Raw genomic sequence first — 18,223 nt, forward strand, 5'->3', positions numbered from 1 at the left:
AAGGCGGGGGCGGGCCGGGCGGCGGGCTCAGGCGAGGGAGCCGTACAGCCCCGGGCGGCGGTCGCGCAGATACGGGTTGGCGTCCCGGGAGGCCGCCAGCAGGCCGGAATCGACGTCGGCGGTGAGGAGTTCCTCGCCACGCCCCGCACGGGCGCGGACCGTGCCGTCGGGGCCCGCCAGGCAGCTCAGCCCGGTGAAGTCGAACGGGCCTTCCGGGCCGGTCCGGTTGACGTAGGCGATGTAGACCTGGTTCTCGAAGGCGCGGACCGGCACGACGGATTCGGCGACGAACGAGAAGGGGTGCATCAGCGCGGTCGGCACCAGCAGAAGATCGGCACCGGCCAGGGCGTGCGCGCGGACGTTCTCCGGGAACTCGACGTCGTAGCAGGTCAGCAGGCCGATGCGGACACCGTCCAGCACGGCCTGGACGACCGGCTCCTCGCCCGGGGTGAACCACTTCTGCTCGAAGTCGCCGAAGAGGTGGGTCTTGCGGTAGTGGGCGAGCGCGGTCCCGTCGGCTCCGATGAGCTGCGCGGAGTTGTACAGGAGGTCGCCGTCGCGCTCCGGGTAGCCGTAGTGGACGGCGATCTTGTGCCGTACGGCGATCTCGGCGACGGCGCGGGCGGCGGCCCCGTCGGCGGCCTCGGCCAGCCGGGGCACGTCGTCCCCGATCGCGTACCCGGTCAGATACATCTCGGGGCAGACCAGCAGCCGGGCGCCGGCCTCGGCGGCGCGCCGGGCGGCGCCCTCCAGCAGCTCGACGGTGCCTGCGACCGAGCCGGGGCGTCCGGAGCTCTGGAGCAGGGCGGTGCGCAACGGCGGCATGGCTGACCTCGGGAGGTGCGGGCGGGGCGGGGACGTATTGACGGTACGTTCCGCGATTCGGCCCGGACAAGGCGCGACCGTTGCGCATCGACCGCCGATCCGTTGCGCCGGACCGGCCCGGGGCGACGATTCGTTGCGCGGGCCCGGGATGAGGTGCCGCGGCTACCCCGGCGACCCCGAGGAATACCGCCTGAGCAGCGGCGACAGCACCAGCACGGACTTCGTCCGCTCGACGTACGGCTCGCCCGCGATGCGCTCCAGGACCTGTTCGAAGTGGCGCATGTCGGCCGCGAAGACCTGGACGAGCGCGTCCGCGTCGCCGGTGACCGTGGACGCCGAAGCGACCTCCGGATAGCGGGCGAGGCCCTGCTTGATCGACTCCGGTGAGGTGTTGCGGCTGCAGTAGATCTCGATGTAGCCCTCGGTCTCCCAGCCGAGCGCCGCCGGGTCGACCCGCACCGTGAACCCGGTGATGGCGCCCTCGGCGCGCAGCCGGTCCACCCGGCGTTTCACGGCGGGCGCGGACAGGCCGATGATCGAGCCGATGTCGGCGTAGGAACGGCGGGCGTCCTCGGCCAGGGCGTGGACGATGCGTTCGTCGAGGTCGTTCAGTCGCACGTCGTACGGGTCACTTCTCTGCGGTGGCGCGGGCGGGCACGGCTGTGCCGGGGGCGGCACGTGCCGCCCCCGGCAGTAGACCATGGGCCCGCCCCTCGGGGCGCGCTCACCGCGGGAGGTGCCGGGGCCTGTCGTCGCATTCCCGTCGTTCGCCCGGAGGGCGGGCCGCGCGGCGTCAGGTGCTTCCCCGAGTTCTCGGCTTCGCTCGAACAGGGGAGACCCCACTCCTCGGCGTGCCGGGCCCAGACCCTCGTACTGGACGTACTTGGGTCCGGGCCCGGCGCGGCGAGAGTGCGTGCATGGCGTCGCACGGCAGACGGGAATGTGACGACAGGCCCTGGGTCAGAAGGGGAAGCGCGAGCGGCCGTACTGCACGGAGATCCACTTCTGGGTGGTGAATGCCTCCAGCATCGAGTCGCCGTTGAGCCGCCCGAGCCCGGAGTTCTTCTCGCCGCCGAAGGGGACGACGGGCTCGTCGTGGACCGTGCCGTCGTTGATGTGGATCATGCCGGTGCGGATGCGCTGTCCTACGCGGACGCCGCGCTCGATGTCGGAGGTGTGGACGGCGCCGCTCAGGCCGTACGGGGTGTCGTTGGCGATCCGGACCGCCTCGTCCTCGCCGTCGAACGGCACGAGCAGGGCGACGGGGCCGAAGATCTCCTGCGAGAGCACCGGGGAGTCCGCCGGGAGCCCGGTCAGGACGGAGGGGCTGACGAGGTTGCCCTCGGCCCGGCCGTGCAGCAGTGCGGTGGCGCCCGCCTCGACGGTGCGGTCCACGAGGGTGCTGATCGCCTCGGCCTGGGTGGCGTTGATGAGCGGGCCGATCTGGGTCGCCGGGTCGGCGGGGTCGCCGACGGTCAGCGAGGCGACCTTGGCGACGAACTTCTCGGTGAACTCCTGCTCCACCGACCGGTCGACCAGGATGCGGTTGGCGGCCATGCAGACCTGGCCCTGGTGCACGTAGCGGCTGAAGACCGCCGCGTCGACGGCGTAGTCCACATCGGCGTCGTCCAGCACGATGAGCGCGCTGTTCCCGCCGAGTTCGAGCACGGAGCGCTTGAGGTGCGCGGCGCAGACGGTCGCGACGTGCCGGCCGACCTTGTCGGAGCCGGTGAACGAGATGACCTGCGGCACGGGGTGCTCCAGCAGGGCGTCACCGATCTCCGCGATGTCGGTGACGACGACGTTGAGCAGCCCGGCCGGGAGCCCGGCGTCCTCGAACACCTTGGCCACCAGGGTTCCACCGCAGACGGGCGTGTTCTGGTGCGGCTTGAGGACCACGGCGTTGCCGAGCGCCAGGGCCGGCGCGACCGACTTCAGCGACAGCAGGAAGGGGAAGTTGAAGGGGCTGATGACGCCGACCACGCCCACCGGGACCCGGTAGACGCGGTTCTCCTTGCCCTCGGTCGGCGAGGGCAGGATCTGTCCGGTGGACCGCAGCGCCAGCCGGGCGGCCTCGCGCAGGAACTCCTTGGCCAGGTGCAGCTCGAAGGCCGCCTTCAGCCGGGTGCCGCCGAGCTCGGCGACGATCGCGTCCCCGATCTCGTCCTCGCGCTCCTCGACGATCCTGAGCGCCTTCTCCAGCACGGTCCGCCGGGCGTACGGGTTGGTGTCGGCCCACGCCTGCTGGGCGTTCTCGGCCGCGCGGTATGCCTGGTCCACCTCGTCCGCCGTGGCGACCGTGACGGCGGCGAGCTTCGTCCCGTCGAAGGGGTTGAAGTCGACGATGTCCCAGGAGCCCTTGCCCGGCCTCCACTCTCCGTCGATGTACTGATGGGCCAGGTCGGTGAAGAAGGACATGAGATCCCTTGCAGCAGAGAGGCGGTCAGCTGACGGAGATTCATACTACTTATCGACGGAGTGAGTTGACGGTCATTCCAGGCCGCTCCGGGCGCGGTATCCGGCCAACTCACCACCCCCACGCGCCCCCGGGTACGCCGGTGCCCCTCCCGGCGCGAACGGCCGGAGGGGGCACGGTGGCAGCGAGGCCGCGGATCAGCTCCAGCTGGCGTGCAGCGGCTTGCCCTCCGCGTATCCGGCGGCGCTCTGCACCCCGACGACCGCCTTCTCGGCGAACTCCGCGAGGGAGGCCGCACCGGCGTACGTGCAGGAGGAGCGGACGCCCGCGATGATCGAGTCGATCAAGTCCTCGACGCCGGGGCGCGCCGGGTCCAGGAACATCCGCGAGGTGGAGATGCCCTCCTCGAACAGCGCCTTGCGGGCGCGGTCGTACGCCGACTCGTCGGAGGTGCGGTTCTTCACGGCGCGCGCGGAGGCCATGCCGAAGGACTCCTTGTAGGAGCGCCCGTCGGCGGTCTGCTGGAGGTCGCCCGGGGACTCGTACGTGCCGGCGAACCAGGAGCCGATCATCACGTTGGACGCGCCGGCCGCGAGCGCCATGGCGACGTCGCGGGGGTGGCGGACCCCGCCGTCCGCCCAGACGTGCTTGCCGTACTTCTTCGCCTCGGCCGCGCACTCCAGCACGGCGGAGAACTGGGGCCTGCCCACGCCGGTCATCATCCGGGTGGTGCACATGGCGCCCGGTCCGACGCCGACCTTGATGATGTCGGCGCCGGCCTCGATGAGGTCGCGCACGCCCTCGGCGGCGACGATGTTGCCCGCGACGATCGGCACCTGCGGGTCCAGCGCCCGGACCGCGCGGACCGCGCTGATCATGGACTCCTGGTGGCCGTGGGCGGTGTCCACGACCAGGGTGTCGACGCCCGCGTCCAGGAGCTGCTTGGCCTTGCCCGCCACGTCGCCGTTGATGCCGACGGCGGCGGCGATCCGCAGCTTGCCGGCCGCGTCGGTGGCCGGGGTGTAGAGCGTGGCGCGCAGGGCGGCCTTGCGGGTGAGGATGCCGGCGAGCCGGCCCTCCGCGTCGACCGCGGGGGCGAGCTTGCGGTTGGCGCCGTCGAGCTTGTTGAAGGCGTCGCGCGGGTCGATGTCCGCGTCCAGCAGGACCAGGTCCTTGGACATGACCTCGGAGAGCTGGGTGAAGCGGTCCACGCCGGACAGGTCGTGGTCGGTGACCACGCCGACCGGCCGCCGCTCGTCGTCCACGACGACGCCCGCGCCGTGCGCGCGCTTGTGCAGCAGGGACAGGGCGTCGGCGACCGTCTGGACCGGGGCCAGCTCGATGGGCGTGTCGAGCACCAGGTGGCGCGTCTTCACCCAGGAGACGACCTCGGTGACGACCTCGATCGGGATGTCCTGCGGGATGACGACGATCCCGCCGCGACGGGCGACCGTCTCGGCCATCCGGCGGCCCGCGATGGCGGTCATGTTCGCGACGACGAGCGGGATGGTGGTGCCGCTGCCGTCGGGCGAGGACAGGTCCACGCCCTGGCGCGATCCGACCGCCGACCGGCCCGGGACCATGAAGACGTCGTCGTACGTGAGGTCGTACGGGACCGAGGGGGACTCCGTGTAGCGACCGGTGCCGGGCTCAAGAAAACGCATAACACTCATTTTTTCATACGAAATGGCGCAGGTCGCTTCCACGAAGACACAGCAAATGACTCCCGCTCTCGTATGTTCCTCCGAGGAACGGTCGCGGGAGTCCCGGGCAAGTGGAACCTGCCTTACCCACAGACCTTACCCGGACAGCTTTCAACCATTCCCGATCATCTGCCCTGGACCTGGTGACAGGGGGTCAGGTAGCTTCAAACCCGCAGGTCCCGTGGGTCACCACTGCGCCCCGGATGAACGGACGGAACATGCTCAACTTCCGTCACCCGTACGACCGGAGAGGATCAAGACCCGCCCGTGGAGAACGAACTGCCGGACATATACTGCCCGTTCCCCCAGCGGACGAACCCGCACGTCCCTCACGTACGCGCTCACCTCGACACCTGGATCCGCAAAACCGGTCTGGTGCACCGGGATTCGGCCAGGGAGCGCTTCGAGCAAGCGGACTTCGGTGCGTTCGTCGGGATGGTGTACCCGACCGCCGACAGCGAGAACCTGGACCTCGTCGCCGACTGGTTCGTCTGGCTCTTCCTCGTGGACGACCAGCTCGACGACGGCCACCTCGGCCGCAGCCCCGAGCGGGTACGGGACGTGGTCGCCCTGATGCAGGCCGTGGTCGAGGGCACCCGTACGGGCGTCCTGGAGAACGAGGAGCTGCCCGCCGCCGTGGTCGCCCTCATCGACCTGTGGCAACGTACGACCCCGACCGCCGCGGTGCACTGGCGGCGCCGCTTCGCCTGGCACCTGATCACCTACCTCACCACGGCCACCACCTGGGAGGCCGGGAACCGCGCGGCGGACGTGGTGCCGTCGGAGGCGCTGTACATCGAGAAGCGCCGCCACACCGGCGCGATCCACGTCTGCATGGACCTGATTGAGATCGTCGCCGGCATCGAGGCGCCCCAGTCGATCCACAACGACCCCCGGTTCATCACCGCGCTGGAGACCTCGTGCAACGTCGTGTGCTGGGCCAACGACGTCTACTCCTACGAGAAGGAGCAGGTGCTCGGCGAGATCCACAACCTCGTCCACCTGGTCCGCCACCACCGCGGCTACGGCAAGCAGGAGGCCCTGGAGCACGTCTGCGCGGAGATCGCCAGGGAGACGGAGCGCTTCTTGACGGCGGAGGCCGAACTACTGGCCGCCTATCCGCAGCTCGCCCCGATGCTGGAGCCGTATCTCGACGGCATGCGCAGCTGGATGCGCGGGAACCTCGACTGGTCCCGCCAGACGCCCCGCTACAACCCGGCCGACGTCAGCCAGTACGAGGAGCCGGAGCAGTATCTGGAGGCCACGGTCCTGGGCTTAGCGCAGGACTGAGCTCTCAACCACACGCCGAGGGGCGGGCGGCCCGTGGCCGCCCGCCCCTCGGCGTCGTCCTGTGCTTCAGTCGCCGTCCGGGTCGGCCCGCTCCAGGGCCGGCCGGCGCGGGGCGGCGGACTCCGTCAGCAGGTAGTCGGCCGCCGCCGTGTCCGTGACGAGGCTGGTGACCAGGCCGGACCGCAGGACCGCGCCGATCGCGGCGGCCTTGCGCTGGCCGCCCGCGATGGCCACCACCTCGGGGATGCGGCGCAGCCGGTCCGCCTCGACGGTGATGCACCGCTCACCGAGGTCGCGGCCGACCCGCCGGCCGTCCGCGTCGAAGAGGTGGGCCGACATCTCGGCGGCGACACCGAGCGAGGCGTAGTGCTCGCGCTCCTCGTCGGAGAGCATGTCGTGGACGGTCGAGATGCCCGGCTCCCAGGAGCCGATGGAGACGGCGGCGACGGTCACCTTGTCGAAGTACTCGAAGGCGCGGGCGATCCCCGTCTGGTGGCGCAGCGCGGCGGCCGTGGCCGGGTCGGGCAGCAGCATCGGCGCGTAGATCGGGTGGGCCTCTCCGCCGGAGACCTGGGCGGCCCGCCGCACGGCCTCCACCGAACCGCGCTCGGCGGTGCCCGCGTCGTACACCCCGGTGAGCTGCACCACCGTGCACGGCGGCAGCCGGTCGAGGGCGGCCGCCATGTGGATGGTGGAGCGGCCCCAGGCGAGCCCGAGCACATCGCCCTCGTTCACCAGTTCGCCGAGCAGGTCGGCCGCGACCTCGCCCAGGTTCTCCGGGTCCGCCGCGTCGTCCTGCTCCTCGGCCGGGGACTCGACCACGACCGCGTGGCGCAGCCCGTAGCGGGCGCGGAGCGCGTCGGAGCGCTCGGCGTCCAGCTCCGCCGGGACGCGGATCTCGATCCGTACCAGGTCACGCTCCAGTGCCGTCTCCAGGACCCGGGCCACCTTGAAGCGGCTGACGCCGAACTCCTCGGCGATCTGGATCTTGGACTTGCCCTCGAGGTAGAAGCGGCGGGCCATGGCCGCCGCCTGCACCAGCTCCGCGGGCCCCATCCGCAGGGCGGACCGGCCCGCCGACATTGCAGACACCGCGTTCTCCTCACTGCTGTTCACGCTCTTGATACGCCGTTCATCCTGTCAGATGCGGCGATCCCTGACCGGTCCCGTCGGACCCCGTTCATCTGCCCTTGGCCGGGGCGACCCGCGCTCGCGGGCCCGCAGCGCCACGGCCTCAGTGGGCGCACGCCCAGCCGGCCGACCCGATGGCCCCGTCCGCCTTGGCACGCAGGGCCCGCACCGCCGCGGCCGGGTCCTCGGCGCCGTACACGGCGGAACCGGCGACGAAGACGTCGGCGCCCGCCTCGGCGCACCGCTCGATGGTGGACTCGGAGACCCCGCCGTCGACCTGGACCCACAGGTCGAGGCCGTGCTTGGAGATCAGCTCACGGGTGCGGCGGATCTTCGGCAGCATGATGTCCAGGAACGCCTGGCCGCCGAAGCCCGGCTCCACCGTCATGATCAGCAGCATGTCGAGCTCGGGGAGCAGGTCCTCGTACGGCTCGATGGGCGTCGCCGGCTTGAGCGCCATGGACGCGCGGGCGCCCTTGGCGCGGATCTCGCGCGCCAGCCGTACGGGCGCGGCGGCGGCCTCCGCGTGGAAGGTGACCGAACCGGCGCCCGCCTCCACGTACTGCGGGGCCCAGCGGTCCGCGTCCTCGATCATCAGATGGCAGTCCAGCGGCGTGTCCGTGGCCCGGCTGAGGGATTCCACGATCGGGACCCCGAGGGTCAGATTGGGCACGAAGTGGTTGTCCATGACATCGACATGGAGCCAGTCGGCACCTTCGACTGCCTTCGCCTCCTCGGCGAGGCGCGCGAAGTCGGCGGAGAGAATACTGGGGTTGATCTGGGCCATGGGCCAAGCCTGCCATGTTCTGCGTCACTTCCCCGCCTCGGTGCGCCCCAAAGCCTCACGGGATCATTACGGTTCGCGCATTCCCGGCGTTTTCGCCCCCGGGCCGGGGGCGAACGGGCCGATCAGGCGGTACGCCGCAGCAGCGCCAGGTACATCGCGTCCGTGCCGTGCAGGTGCGGCCAGAGCTGGACGTCGGGGCCGTCCCCCAGCGCGGGCACGCCCGGCATCAGCGGGCGGGCGTCCACCCACTCGGCCTCGACGGGCGCCCCGCCGCGCCCCTTGAGCACGTCCTCGACCACCACCCGGGTCTCCGCGAGGTGCGGCGAGCAGGTCGCGTATCCGACGACTCCGCCGACCCGTACGGCCTTCAGCGCCTCGCGCAGCAGACCGCGCTGGAGGGGTGCGAAGCTCTCCAGGTCCTCCTTGCGGCGGCGCCAGCGGGCCTCCGGGCGGCGGCGCAGCGCACCGAGCCCCGAGCACGGGACGTCCATGAGGATGCGGTCGAAGCTGCCGGGCCGCCACGGCGGGCGGGTGCCGTCGGCGGTGACGACCTGGTAGGGGCCGGGGTTGCCGGCCAGGGCGCGTTCCACCAGGCGGGCCCGGTGCGGCTGCTTCTCGGCGGCCAGCAGGGCGGCGCCGCGTCCGGCGGCGAGGGCGGCGAGCAGGGCGGCCTTTCCGCCGGGGCCCGCGCAGCCGTCGAGCCAGCGGGTGTCGCCGCCCTCCAGCGGGGCGTTGGCGAGGGCGGCGGCGACGAGCTGGCTGCCCTCGTCCTGGACGCCGGCCCGGCCCTCGCTCACGGCGGCCAGGGCGCCGGGCTCGCCGCCCTCGGCCATCCGCACGGCGTAGGGCGACCAGCGGCCCGGGAGGGCGTTCTCCTCGCCGAGCGCTTCGACGAGTTCGCCGGTGGTGGAGCGGCCGGGGCGGGCGACGAGCGTGACCTCGGGCCGCTCGTTGTCCGCTTCGAGCAGGTCCTCGATGCCGGCCCGGCCGCCGCCGAGCGCGTCCCAGAGGGCCGAGACGATCCAGCGGGGGTGCGAGTGGACGACGGCGAGGTGGTCCTCGGCGTCCTCCTCGTAGGAGGGGGCGACCCGTTCCACCCAGCCGTCGAGGTCGTCGGCCGACACCTTGCGCAGCACGGCGTTGACGAATTTGGCGCGCCCCTCCCCCAGCACCACCCGGGCCAGCTCCACGCTCGCGGAGACCGCGGCGTGGGTCGGGATGCGGGTGCCGAGCAGCTGGTGCACGCCCATGTTCAGCACGTCCAGGACGGGCGGATCGACCTCGCGCAGCGGGCGGTCGATGCAGGCGGCGACGATCGCGTCGTACGTGCCCTGGCGGCGCAGCGTCCCGTAGACCAGCTCGGTCGCAAGGGCCGCGTCGCGGTGGTCGAAGTCGCCCTTGGCCCGGGCCTTCTTCAGCAGCGGGGGCAGGACGAGGTTCGCGTACGCGTCGCGCTCGTCGACGGCCCGCAGGGCCTCGAAGGCGAGGAAGCGGACCGGGTCCTTCTTGGGGCGGCGATGCGGCTTGGCGGGACGGCGACGCGGCTGGTCGTTCACGTGAAAGGTGCTCCGCTGGGGGTGAGAGGACGAACCCTCCCAGCCTACGTCCCCGCCCCGGCCCGCCCGTCCGCCAGGCCCTGTCGTCAAGCTCCCGTCTGCCGTGCGGGCGAACGACGGGAAGGCGACGGCAGGCCCTAACTGCCGAGCAGCTCGCCGGGGACGATGCGCACCCCGCGCGCCCAGTCGGCCGCGCGCATCGGCTTCTTGCCCTGCGGCTGGACCCAGAGCAGCTCGACGGCGTGCGACCCGGTGCCGGCGAACACGTTGTTCTTGGCGGCGGCCAGCTCGCCGGGCGCCAGCTCGGCCCGGTCCACGGCCGGGACCGCCTGGACCAGCTTCAGGCGCTCGCCCCGGAACAGCGTCCAGGCGCCGGGGGCCGGGGTGCAGGCACGGATGACCCGGTCGACGCGCAGGGCGGGCGCGGACCACTGGACCTGGGCGTCCTCGACGGTGATCTTCGGCGCGAGGGTGACCCCGTCGGCGGGCTGCGGCACGGCGTGCAGGGTGCCGTCCTCGATGCCGTCCATGGTCGCGGCGAGCAGCCCCGCCCCGGCGAACGCCAGCCGGGTCAGCAGGTCGCCGCTGGTGTCGGTCGGTCGGACCTCCTCGGTGAGGACGCCGTAGACCGGTCCGGAGTCGAGCCCCTCCTCGATCAGGAAGGTGGAGGCCCCGGTCACCTCGTCGCCCGCCATCACCGCGTGCTGCACGGGGGCCGCGCCGCGCCAGGCGGGCAGCAGCGAGAAGTGGAGGTTGACCCAGCCCCTGGCCGGGACGTCGAGCGCCACCTGGGGCAGCAGCGCGCCGTAAGCCACGACCGGGCAGCAGTCCGGCGCGATCTCCCGCAGCCGCGCGAGGAAGTCCTCGTCCCGGGGCCTGGCCGGCTTGAGCACCTCGATCCCGGCCTCCTCGGCCCGCTGCGCGACGGGGCTGGCCACCAGCCGCCGGCCGCGCCCCGCGGGCGCGTCGGGCCTGGTCACGACGGCGGCCACCTCATGGCGACCGGAGGCGATCAGGGCGTCCAGGGCGGGAACGGCTACCTCGGGGGTGCCTGCGAAGACGAGCTTCATGGGTGGCTGACTGCCTCTCAGGCCGAAACGTTACGGTGACGAGCAACGCACAAGTCTATGGGTCGCGGAGCCGGGGGGCGTACGCGTAGTCGCGCGCCCCTTGCACGTGCTCACACGCCCCCCGAGCGTGACCAGATCCCCGGGTGCGGCGTTGGTCAAGAGAGATTGACCGAAGCGAGCCGCCCTGGTGCGGCCCGATCCCTTTCAACGCCGGTTCGAGAGGCTTCTTCATGGCCGACCACGCAACCCACGACGCCCAAGCGCGGGCCAGCCTGCATCTTCTGGTGCGGGACATCGAGCGGGTCCGGCGGCAGGTGGACGCACTGCGCACGCTCACCGCCCAACTGGGCAACGTCTACCGTCCGCGCCGCTCCGGCCCGTCCGCGGGCTTCGTCGTCTACGGCAGGGCCCCGGCCCCCACGGTCAGACTGGCCCAGGAACTGCGGGACAGCGTCGAGACCCTGGTCACGGCGGCCGTGGACTTCGACCGTTCGCTGGGCTTCTCCTGGGACGCGGTGGGCTCCGCGCTCGGGGTCACCAAACAGGCCGTCCACCGCCGCTACGGGGCGCGCCGCGCCACACCGCAGCCGGCGGCATCGGGCGAGGCCGCCACCGAGGTCGTGGCGCAGCGCCCGTCGCCGGTGCCTCCTGGCGCCGCCGTCCCGGCCGCACGCTCACCGCAGCCCTCGGCGGAACGGCCCGCGCTGCGCGAGGACGTACGCCCGGGCGCCTTCCCGGGCCCCCGCAACGGCTGACCCGCCGACCGGGGCCGCCCTCCGGGGCGGCCCCACATCAAGCAGTGCGCACCTCAAACCCGTCCGGCGCTTGAGGACAGGGCGCCCGGCGGAGCGCACCCGCACCCCGCAGAGACGGACCGGCCGCAACCAAGCCCGTCCGGCGCTTGAGGACAAGGCGCCCACCGGGACGCACCCGCGCCCCGCGCCCCCTCACCCGATATCCGCCGGGTCCACCCGAATCCGCACGGCCCCCTCGCGGGGCCCCCGCGCCGCCCGCGCGGCCTTCAGCGCGGCCGCCAGCGCCGCCCCGCTTCCCGGCGGCACCCGGATCAGCGCCCGCTCCCAGGTCTCCCCCGGGGGCGCCTCGAACGGCCTGCGGGGCCGCCCCGGCTCGGCGGCCGGCACCGGGACCGGGCCCAGCACCTGGGCGTCCGGCGGCAGCCGCGCCCCGGCCAGGAACGCGGCCAGCGCCTCCGGCTCCCCCGTCACCGACGCCATCCGGGACACCGGCGGAAAGCCCAGCTCGGCCCGCTCCGCCAGCTCCCGCCGGGCGTGCCCGACCGGGTCCCAGCGCACCAGGGCCTGCACCGGCCGCAGCGTCGGCTCGGCGACGATCACCACCGTGCCGCCCTCGGGCCGGCCCCGTACCAGCGCGGCGGCCGCCGTCCAGCGGCGCAGCGCCTCCTCGCCGGCCCGCAGGTCGGGGCGGCCGACCATCGCCCAGCCGTCCAGCAGCAGCGCCGCCGCGTACCCGCCCTCGGCGACCGGCTCGGCCCCTGGCGTGCTGACCACCAGTGCGGGCTGGTCCGGCACCGAGTCCAGCACGTGGTCGCGGCCGGACGTCCGCACCGGCACGGCGGGAAACGCGCGGCCCAGCTCCTCCGCCGTGCGGCGGGCTCCGATGATCTGCGCGCGCAGTCGGCGGGAGCCGCAGGCCACGCAGTGCCAGGAGGTCTCGGCCCGGCCGCACCAGGCGCAGTTCAGGTCCTGCTGGTCTGGCGCCTCCAGCGGCCCGGCGCAGTGCCGGCACCGGGCGGGTTCCCGGCAGCGCTCGCAGGCGAGCCGGGGGGCGTATCCGCGCCGGGGCACCTGCACCAGCACCGGTCCGGTGCGCAGCCCGTCCCGGACGGTCTGCCAGGCGAGGCTGGGCAGCCGGGCGGCCCGGGCCGCCCCGTCCCGCGCGAGCTCGCCATCGCCCACGGTACGGATCACGGGCGCCGCCGTCCGCAGCCGGTCCCGGTCGGCGCGCAGCGGCAGGGCCCAGCCGCTCTCGACCAGCTGCGCGGCCTCCACGGTGCAGCTGGTGGCGCCGAGCAGGAAGGCGCACCGGCCGTGCGTGGCGCGCAGCTCCAGGACCTCCCGGACGTGCGGGAAGGGGGCGCGGTCGTCGCTGTGGCTGGAGTCCCCGTCGTCCCAGACGACGACGAGGCCGAGGTCGGCGACGGGGGCGAACATCGCGGCCCGGGTCCCCACCACCGCCCGGACGGAGCCGCGCCGCACGGCGAGCCATTCCCGGTAGCGCTTCTCGGGTCCCGAGCCGGCCGTGAGCAGCGCGTGCCGGCCCTTGCCGAGCAGGGCGGTGAGCGCGGCGTCGACCCGTCCTGCGGTCCGCCCGTCGGGGACGACGACCAGGGCGCCGCGCCCGGAGGCGAGGGTCGCGGCGACGGCCGCGGCGATCTCAGCCGGCCAGTACGGTCCCGGCAGCGCGGTCCACACGGCCCGGGGGGCGCCGCCGGTGGCCAGCGCGGAGAGGAACGCGGGCCCCTGCTCGTACCGCTCCCAGGTGCCGGGGGCGGGTGGCGCGCACGGAGGCAGCGGGTCGGGCGACGGCTTGGACTCGGCCTGGGCGTTCCTCGGCGGGACGGCGAGCTGCAGGACGTCGGCGAGGCTGCCCGCGTACCGGTCGGCGACGGCCCGGGCGAGGGCGAGCAGCTCCGGGCCGAGGACCGGTTCCGGGGAGACGACGGAGGCGAGCGCGGCCAGGGCGCCGTTGTAGTCGGACTCGGCCAGCCGCTCGATCAGGAAGCCGTCGATCAGCCCGCCGCCCTCGCGCCGGCCGCCGCGCACGTTGCGCCCTCCGGCCCCGAACCGGACCCGGACCCGGACGCCGGGCTGTGCGTCGGCGTCCAGTTCCTCGGGGACGGCGTAGTCGAAGTACTGGTCGAGGTGGAGCGCGCCCTTGTTGACGAGGACGCGGGCGACGGGCAGCTCCTCGGCGAGCGCGGCACCGCGCCATGTGCGCGGCTTGGCGCGCGGCACCTTCGCCCGGCGCACGGTCTCCCGGATCAGCGCAAGCTGCTCCGGCGCCCCGGCTCCGGGCTCGTCGGATCGCTCGTTCTCGCTGCTCACAGCTCCATCCCTACCAGACGCCTCTGACAGCGACGTCCGCCCTTCGCTCGTACCCTCCCGGGACCGCGACAGGCCGGAGCCCGGACACCGTGACGGCGTCCGGGCTCCGGCGGAAGTCGGCCTCGGGCGCCCTTACAGGCCCGCGGCGGCGCGCAGCGCCTCGACCCGGTCGGTGCGCTCCCACGTGAAGTCGGGCAGCTCGCGGCCGAAGTGCCCGTACGCGGCGGTCTGGGCGTAGATCGGGCGGAGCAGGTCGAGGTCGCGGATGATCGCGGCCGGGCGGAGGTCGAAGACCTCGCCGATGGCGTGCTCGATCTTCTCGGTCTCGATCGCGGCGGTGCCGAAGGTCTCCACGAACAGGCCGACCGGCTCGGCCTTGCCGATCGCGTAGGCGACCTGGACCTCGCAGCGGGCGGCGAGCCCGGCGGCGACGACGTTCTTGGCGACCCAGCGCATCGCGTAGGCGGCCGAGCGGTCCACCTTCGACGGGTCCTTGCCGGAGAAGGCGCCGCCGCCGTGGCGGGCCATGCCCCCGTAGGTGTCGATGATGATCTTGCGGCCGGTGAGGCCGGCGTCGCCCATTGGGCCGCCGATCTCGAAGCGCCCGGTCGGGTTGACGAGGAGGCGGTAGCCCTCGGTGTCCAGCTTGATGCCGTCCTCGATGAGCTGCGACAGGACGTGCTCCACGACGAACTCGCGGATGTCGGGCGCGAGCAGCGAGTCGAGGTCGATGTCGCTGGCGTGCTGCGAGGAGACGACGACCGTGTCGAGGCGGACGGCCTTGTCGCCGTCGTACTCGATGGTGACCTGGGTCTTGCCGTCGGGGCGCAGGTACGGGATGGTCCCGTTCTTGCGGACCTCGGACAGGCGGCGCGAGAGCCGGTGCGCGAGGTGGACCGGCAGCGGCATCAGCTCGGGGGTCTCGTCGCAGGCGTAGCCGAACATCAGGCCCTGGTCGCCGGCGCCCTGCTTGTCGAGCTCGTCCTCGTCCCCCTCGACCCGCTTCTCGTACGCGGTGTCGACGCCCTGCGCGATGTCCGGGGACTGGGCGCCGATGGACACCGAGACGCCGCAGGAGGCGCCGTCGAAGCCCTTCTTCGAGGAGTCGTAGCCGATCTCCAGGACCTTGTTGCGGACCAGCGTCGGAATGTCGGCGTAGGCCTTGGTCGTGACCTCACCCGCAACATGCACCAGACCGGTCGTGATCAGGGTCTCGACGGCGACGCGGGAGGACGGGTCCTGGCGCAGGAGCGCGTCGAGAATGGTGTCGCTGATCTGGTCAGCGATCTTGTCGGGGTGACCCTCGGTGACGGACTCCGAGGTGAAGAGACGGCGGGACACATCGCTCCCTGGGGTTGCAGCGGCTGCTGGCTGATCATGGACGGACGGGCCCGGGAGCTGCGCCCGGTACGGTCCAGGGGCAGTTTATCGGTCGGCTCCGGTCTCCGGACAACGTGTCTCGCCCTTTGGGAGATATGTGACCTGCCCCACCGGTACCCCGAGGCCCTGGAAGGACCGTTGCCGGCCGGATCCGGCGCGGCGTGCCAAGGGTTGTGGCCGGTCCGGCGTGTCACGGGGAATTCATCCGAGCCGCGCCGACACGAGGTCCCACACCGTGTCGGCGAGCGCTTCCTTGGGTCCGTGGGGCACCGGCGTCTCGGTGCCGTCGGCGGCGAGCACCACCGCTTCGTTCTCCTCGGAGCCGAAGGTCTTGCGCTCCCCCACCTCGTTGACCACCAGCAGGTCGCAGCCCTTGCGGCGCAGCTTCGCGCGGCCGTTGGCCAGGACGTCGTCGGTCTCGGCGGCGAATCCGACGACGATCTGCCCGGGCGTGGCGCGCTCGGCCGCCACCTCGGCGAGGATGTCGGGGTTGCGGACGAGCACGAGGGGAGGGGGCTCCTGGCCGTCCTTCTTCTTGATCTTCCCGGTCACGTACTCGGCGGGTCGGAAGTCGGCGACCGCTGCGGCCATCACCACGACGTCGGCGTCCTCCGCGGCCTTGAGCACGGCCTCGCGCAGCTGCACCGCGGTGCCGGTGTGGACGACGTCGGCGCCGGACGGGTCCGGCAGCCCGGTGTTGGCCTCGACGAGCGTGACCCGGGCGCCGCGCGCGACGGCGGTGCGGGCCAGTGCGTAGCCCTGCTTGCCGGAGGAGCGGTTGCCGAGGTAGCGGACGGGGTCGAGCGGTTCCCTGGTCCCGCCCGCGCTGATCACCACGTGCCGGTCCGCCAGGTCGGGGGCGGCGGCGCCGCGGGCCAGCACCCGGCGGCAGACCTCGAAGATCTCGCCCGGGTCGGGCAGCCGGCCCTTGCCGGTGTCGACGCCGGTGAGGCGGCCGACGGCGGGCTCGATGACGACGGCGCCCCGGCGGCGCAGGGTGGCCACGTTCTCCTGGGTGGCGGGGTGCTCCCACATCTCGGTGTGCATGGCGGGTGCGAAGACGACCGGACAGCGGGCGGTGAGCAGGGTGTTGGTGAGCAGGTCGTCGGCGAGCCCGTGGGCGGCCTTGGCCAGCATGTCGGCGGTGGCCGGGGCGACGACGACGAGGTCGGCGTGCTGCCCGATCCGTACGTGCGGCACCTCGTGGACGTCGTTCCAGACCTCGGTCGAGACCGGGTGGCCGGAGAGCGCCGACCAGGTGGCGGCGCCGACGAAGTGCAGGGCGGACCCGGTCGGGACGACCCGGACGTCGTGGCCGGACTCGGTCAGCCGGCGCAGCAGCTCGCACGCCTTGTACGCGGCGATGCCGCCGCTGACCCCCAGAACGACCTTCGGCTTGTCCACTGCGTCTCCCCGCACTCGGCTGCGTACCGGCATACGTACTCCCCCATGCTGCCTCACCGGCGCGGGCGCCGGTCCGTCGCCCCGGGCACACCTCAGGCCCGGCGGGATGCCCGCCGGGCCTGAGGTGAGGTTGCGTTTCGCTGCTTACTGCGCGGGGCCCTCGATGGCCTCGGACGTGAGCAGGCCCGCGTTGATCTCGCGGAGCGCGATCGAGAGCGGCTTCTCGTGCACGTGGGTGTCGACGAGCGGGCCGACGTACTCGAGGAGGCCCTCACCGAGCTGCGAGTAGTACGCGTTGATCTGGCGCGCGCGCTTGGCGGCGTAGATCACGAGGCTGTACTTCGAGTCGGTTGCTTCGAGGAGCTCATCAATCGGCGGGTTGATGATGCCCTCGGGCGTGGTGATGGAAGAGGACACGCTCTGCCTTCCGAAGGGGATGAAGATCAAAGAAATCTTTGACAGTCAGGGGCTTTGTGGCCGGTGCCCCCGCGTCGGTGGTTCGGTCGGTGGGTCACTCGCCGCCGGCGCGGTGGCCGGAAGCCTCCAGCATCAAGGCTAGCAGCTCACGGGCCACATCCTCGACGGAGGTGTTGACCAGCGTCGTATCGAACTCGGATTCGGCGGCCAGCTCGACCTTGGCCGCACCGAGCCGGCGTTCGATGACCTCGGGTGCCTCGGTCCCCCGGCCGGTGAGCCGGCGCACCAGCTCCTCCCAGCTCGGCGGCGCGAGGAAGACCAGCTGGGCGTCGGCCATGGACTGGCGGACCAGCCGGGCACCCTGGAGGTCGATCTCCAGGAGCACCGGCTCACCCGCCTCCAGCCGCTCCTGCACGGCGCGGCGCGGGGTGCCGTAGCGGTTGCCGGCGAACTCGGCCCACTCCAGCAGCTCGCCGTTGGCGATGAGCTTGTCGAACTCCTCGTCGTCCACGAAGAAGTAGTGGACGCCGTTGCGTTCGCCGGGGCGGGGCTTGCGGGTCGTCGCCGACACCGAGAGCCACACCTCGGGGTGGACCTTGCGCATATGCGCGACGACCGTGCTCTTGCCGACCCCGGAGGGGCCGGAGAGCACGGTCAGCCGCGGACGTACGTCCGGGGGTACGGGGGACGTCCCCCGGGATGTTGCAGCCATGGAGCGATTATCCAGGTTCTCAGGGGTGCCTGAGAACGTCAGGCGGCGCTGCCGCCGAACTCGCGCTCCAGGGATGCGATCTGGTTGGAGCCAAGACCCCTGACCCGGCGGCTCTCGGAGATGCCGAGCCGCTCCATGATCTGCTTGGCACGGACCTTGCCCACACCGGGCAGGGACTCCAGCAGGGCGGAGACCTTCATCTTGCCGATGACGTCGTTCTCCTGGCCCGACTTGATGACCTCGTGGAGGGAGGCGCCGGAGTGCTTGAGTCGATTCTTGACCTCGGCCCGCTCCCGGCGAGCCGCGGCGGCCTTTTCGAGCGCGGCTGCGCGCTGTTCAGGGGTAAGGGGCGGAAGAGCCACGCCTACGTCACCTCGGATGTCGATCTGTCGGATACGGACCGGTGAGGCGGCGGGATCGCCCCTCACCTGGTGAGCCGCGAACAA

16 protein-coding genes are annotated in these 18,223 nt (G+C 72.7%); 2 read left to right on the top strand and 14 right to left on the bottom strand.

Annotated elements, in window-relative coordinates; genetic code table 11:
* Positions 1 to 27 precede the first annotated feature (27 nt).
* The 4 genes from E6R18_RS19845 to E6R18_RS19865 form a co-directional block, all read right to left on the bottom strand.
* Positions 28 to 825 carry a carbon-nitrogen hydrolase family protein gene (locus E6R18_RS19845; protein ID WP_136318244.1) on the bottom strand — a complete coding sequence of 266 codons (798 nt, stop codon included), beginning with the start codon at positions 823 to 825 and terminating at the stop codon, positions 28 to 30.
* 162 nt (positions 826 to 987) lie between these two features.
* Entirely contained in the window at positions 988 to 1,443 is a 456-nt protein-coding gene (locus E6R18_RS19850; RefSeq protein WP_018103925.1) for an Lrp/AsnC family transcriptional regulator, read from the bottom strand.
* A 342-nt stretch (positions 1,444 to 1,785) separates the two neighbouring features.
* Positions 1,786 to 3,243 carry an aldehyde dehydrogenase family protein gene (locus tag E6R18_RS19860; protein WP_136318245.1) on the bottom strand — a complete coding sequence of 486 codons (1,458 nt, stop codon included), beginning with the start codon at positions 3,241 to 3,243 and terminating at the stop codon, positions 1,786 to 1,788.
* Positions 3,244 to 3,438: 195 nt separating this feature from the next.
* A complete protein-coding gene (locus E6R18_RS19865) occupies positions 3,439 to 4,905 on the bottom strand; it encodes a GuaB1 family IMP dehydrogenase-related protein (RefSeq protein WP_136318246.1) in 1,467 nt (488 codons plus the stop codon).
* 306 nt (positions 4,906 to 5,211) lie between these two features.
* Between E6R18_RS19865 and E6R18_RS19870 the strand changes: the two genes are divergently transcribed.
* Positions 5,212 to 6,234, top strand: a complete 1,023-nt coding sequence (locus tag E6R18_RS19870; protein ID WP_136318247.1) for a terpene cyclase — start codon at positions 5,212 to 5,214, stop codon at positions 6,232 to 6,234.
* A gap of 66 nt (positions 6,235 to 6,300) precedes the next feature.
* On the opposite strand, the gene E6R18_RS19875 is transcribed toward E6R18_RS19870, so the two are convergent.
* The 4 genes from E6R18_RS19875 to fmt all read right to left on the bottom strand — a co-directional run bounded on the left by E6R18_RS19875 (position 6,301) and on the right by fmt (position 10,778).
* Complete coding sequence (locus tag E6R18_RS19875; protein ID WP_136318269.1) at positions 6,301 to 7,317, bottom strand: sugar-binding domain-containing protein; 1,017 nt, start codon at positions 7,315 to 7,317, stop codon at positions 6,301 to 6,303.
* A 151-nt stretch (positions 7,318 to 7,468) separates the two neighbouring features.
* Positions 7,469 to 8,152: a ribulose-phosphate 3-epimerase gene (gene rpe / locus E6R18_RS19880; protein ID WP_136318248.1), complete on the bottom strand. Its 684-nt coding sequence runs from the start codon at positions 8,150 to 8,152 to the stop codon at positions 7,469 to 7,471.
* Positions 8,153 to 8,274: 122 nt separating this feature from the next.
* Positions 8,275 to 9,708 (bottom strand): transcription antitermination factor NusB, encoded by a 1,434-nt coding sequence (locus E6R18_RS19885; RefSeq protein ID WP_136318249.1) that lies wholly within the window; start codon positions 9,706 to 9,708, stop codon positions 8,275 to 8,277.
* Positions 9,709 to 9,845: 137 nt separating this feature from the next.
* On the bottom strand, positions 9,846 to 10,778 hold the full coding sequence (gene fmt, locus E6R18_RS19890; RefSeq protein ID WP_136318250.1) for a methionyl-tRNA formyltransferase: 933 nt from the start codon (positions 10,776 to 10,778) through the stop codon (positions 9,846 to 9,848).
* Between the two features lie 230 nt (positions 10,779 to 11,008).
* Between fmt and E6R18_RS19895 the strand changes: the two genes are divergently transcribed.
* A complete protein-coding gene (locus E6R18_RS19895) occupies positions 11,009 to 11,533 on the top strand; it encodes a hypothetical protein (protein WP_136318251.1) in 525 nt (174 codons plus the stop codon).
* Positions 11,534 to 11,725: 192 nt separating this feature from the next.
* Here E6R18_RS19895 and E6R18_RS19900 read toward each other — a convergent pair whose 3' ends face one another.
* From E6R18_RS19900 to E6R18_RS19925, 6 genes are all read right to left on the bottom strand, one after another.
* Complete coding sequence (locus tag E6R18_RS19900; protein WP_136318252.1) at positions 11,726 to 13,864, bottom strand: primosomal protein N'; 2,139 nt, start codon at positions 13,862 to 13,864, stop codon at positions 11,726 to 11,728.
* Positions 13,865 to 13,996: 132 nt separating this feature from the next.
* Complete coding sequence (metK, locus tag E6R18_RS19905; protein WP_136318253.1) at positions 13,997 to 15,205, bottom strand: methionine adenosyltransferase; 1,209 nt, start codon at positions 15,203 to 15,205, stop codon at positions 13,997 to 13,999.
* Between the two features lie 240 nt (positions 15,206 to 15,445).
* A complete protein-coding gene (coaBC, locus tag E6R18_RS19910) occupies positions 15,446 to 16,648 on the bottom strand; it encodes a bifunctional phosphopantothenoylcysteine decarboxylase/phosphopantothenate--cysteine ligase CoaBC (RefSeq protein WP_136318254.1) in 1,203 nt (400 codons plus the stop codon).
* A 144-nt stretch (positions 16,649 to 16,792) separates the two neighbouring features.
* Positions 16,793 to 17,065 (bottom strand): DNA-directed RNA polymerase subunit omega, encoded by a 273-nt coding sequence (rpoZ, locus tag E6R18_RS19915; protein ID WP_003970369.1) that lies wholly within the window; start codon positions 17,063 to 17,065, stop codon positions 16,793 to 16,795.
* Between the two features lie 94 nt (positions 17,066 to 17,159).
* Positions 17,160 to 17,777: a guanylate kinase gene (gene gmk, locus E6R18_RS19920; protein ID WP_136318255.1), complete on the bottom strand. Its 618-nt coding sequence runs from the start codon at positions 17,775 to 17,777 to the stop codon at positions 17,160 to 17,162.
* 38 nt (positions 17,778 to 17,815) lie between these two features.
* Positions 17,816 to 18,139 (bottom strand): integration host factor, encoded by a 324-nt coding sequence (locus E6R18_RS19925; protein ID WP_018524251.1) that lies wholly within the window; start codon positions 18,137 to 18,139, stop codon positions 17,816 to 17,818.
* Positions 18,140 to 18,223 lie beyond the last annotated feature (84 nt).

This window comes from Streptomyces sp. A1277 (genome assembly GCF_004795015.1).
Classification (GTDB): domain Bacteria; phylum Actinomycetota; class Actinomycetes; order Streptomycetales; family Streptomycetaceae; genus Streptomyces.

Excerpts from the sequence above, each read along its gene's own strand:
- E6R18_RS19865 (WP_136318246.1), bottom strand. The coding sequence starts at position 4,905 with ATGCGTTTTCTTGAGCCCGGCACCGGTCGCTACACGGAGTCCCCCTCG.
- E6R18_RS19845 (WP_136318244.1), bottom strand. The coding sequence starts at position 825 with ATGCCGCCGTTGCGCACCGCCCTGCTCCAGAGCTCCGGACGCCCCGGC.
- rpe (WP_136318248.1), bottom strand. The coding sequence starts at position 8,152 with ATGGCCCAGATCAACCCCAGTATTCTCTCCGCCGACTTCGCGCGCCTC.
- E6R18_RS19875 (WP_136318269.1), bottom strand. The coding sequence starts at position 7,317 with ATGTCGGCGGGCCGGTCCGCCCTGCGGATGGGGCCCGCGGAGCTGGTG.
- fmt (WP_136318250.1), bottom strand. The coding sequence starts at position 10,778 with ATGAAGCTCGTCTTCGCAGGCACCCCCGAGGTAGCCGTTCCCGCCCTG.
- E6R18_RS19895 (WP_136318251.1), top strand. The coding sequence starts at position 11,009 with ATGGCCGACCACGCAACCCACGACGCCCAAGCGCGGGCCAGCCTGCAT.
- E6R18_RS19860 (WP_136318245.1), bottom strand. The coding sequence starts at position 3,243 with ATGTCCTTCTTCACCGACCTGGCCCATCAGTACATCGACGGAGAGTGG.
- gmk (WP_136318255.1), bottom strand. The coding sequence starts at position 17,777 with ATGGCTGCAACATCCCGGGGGACGTCCCCCGTACCCCCGGACGTACGT.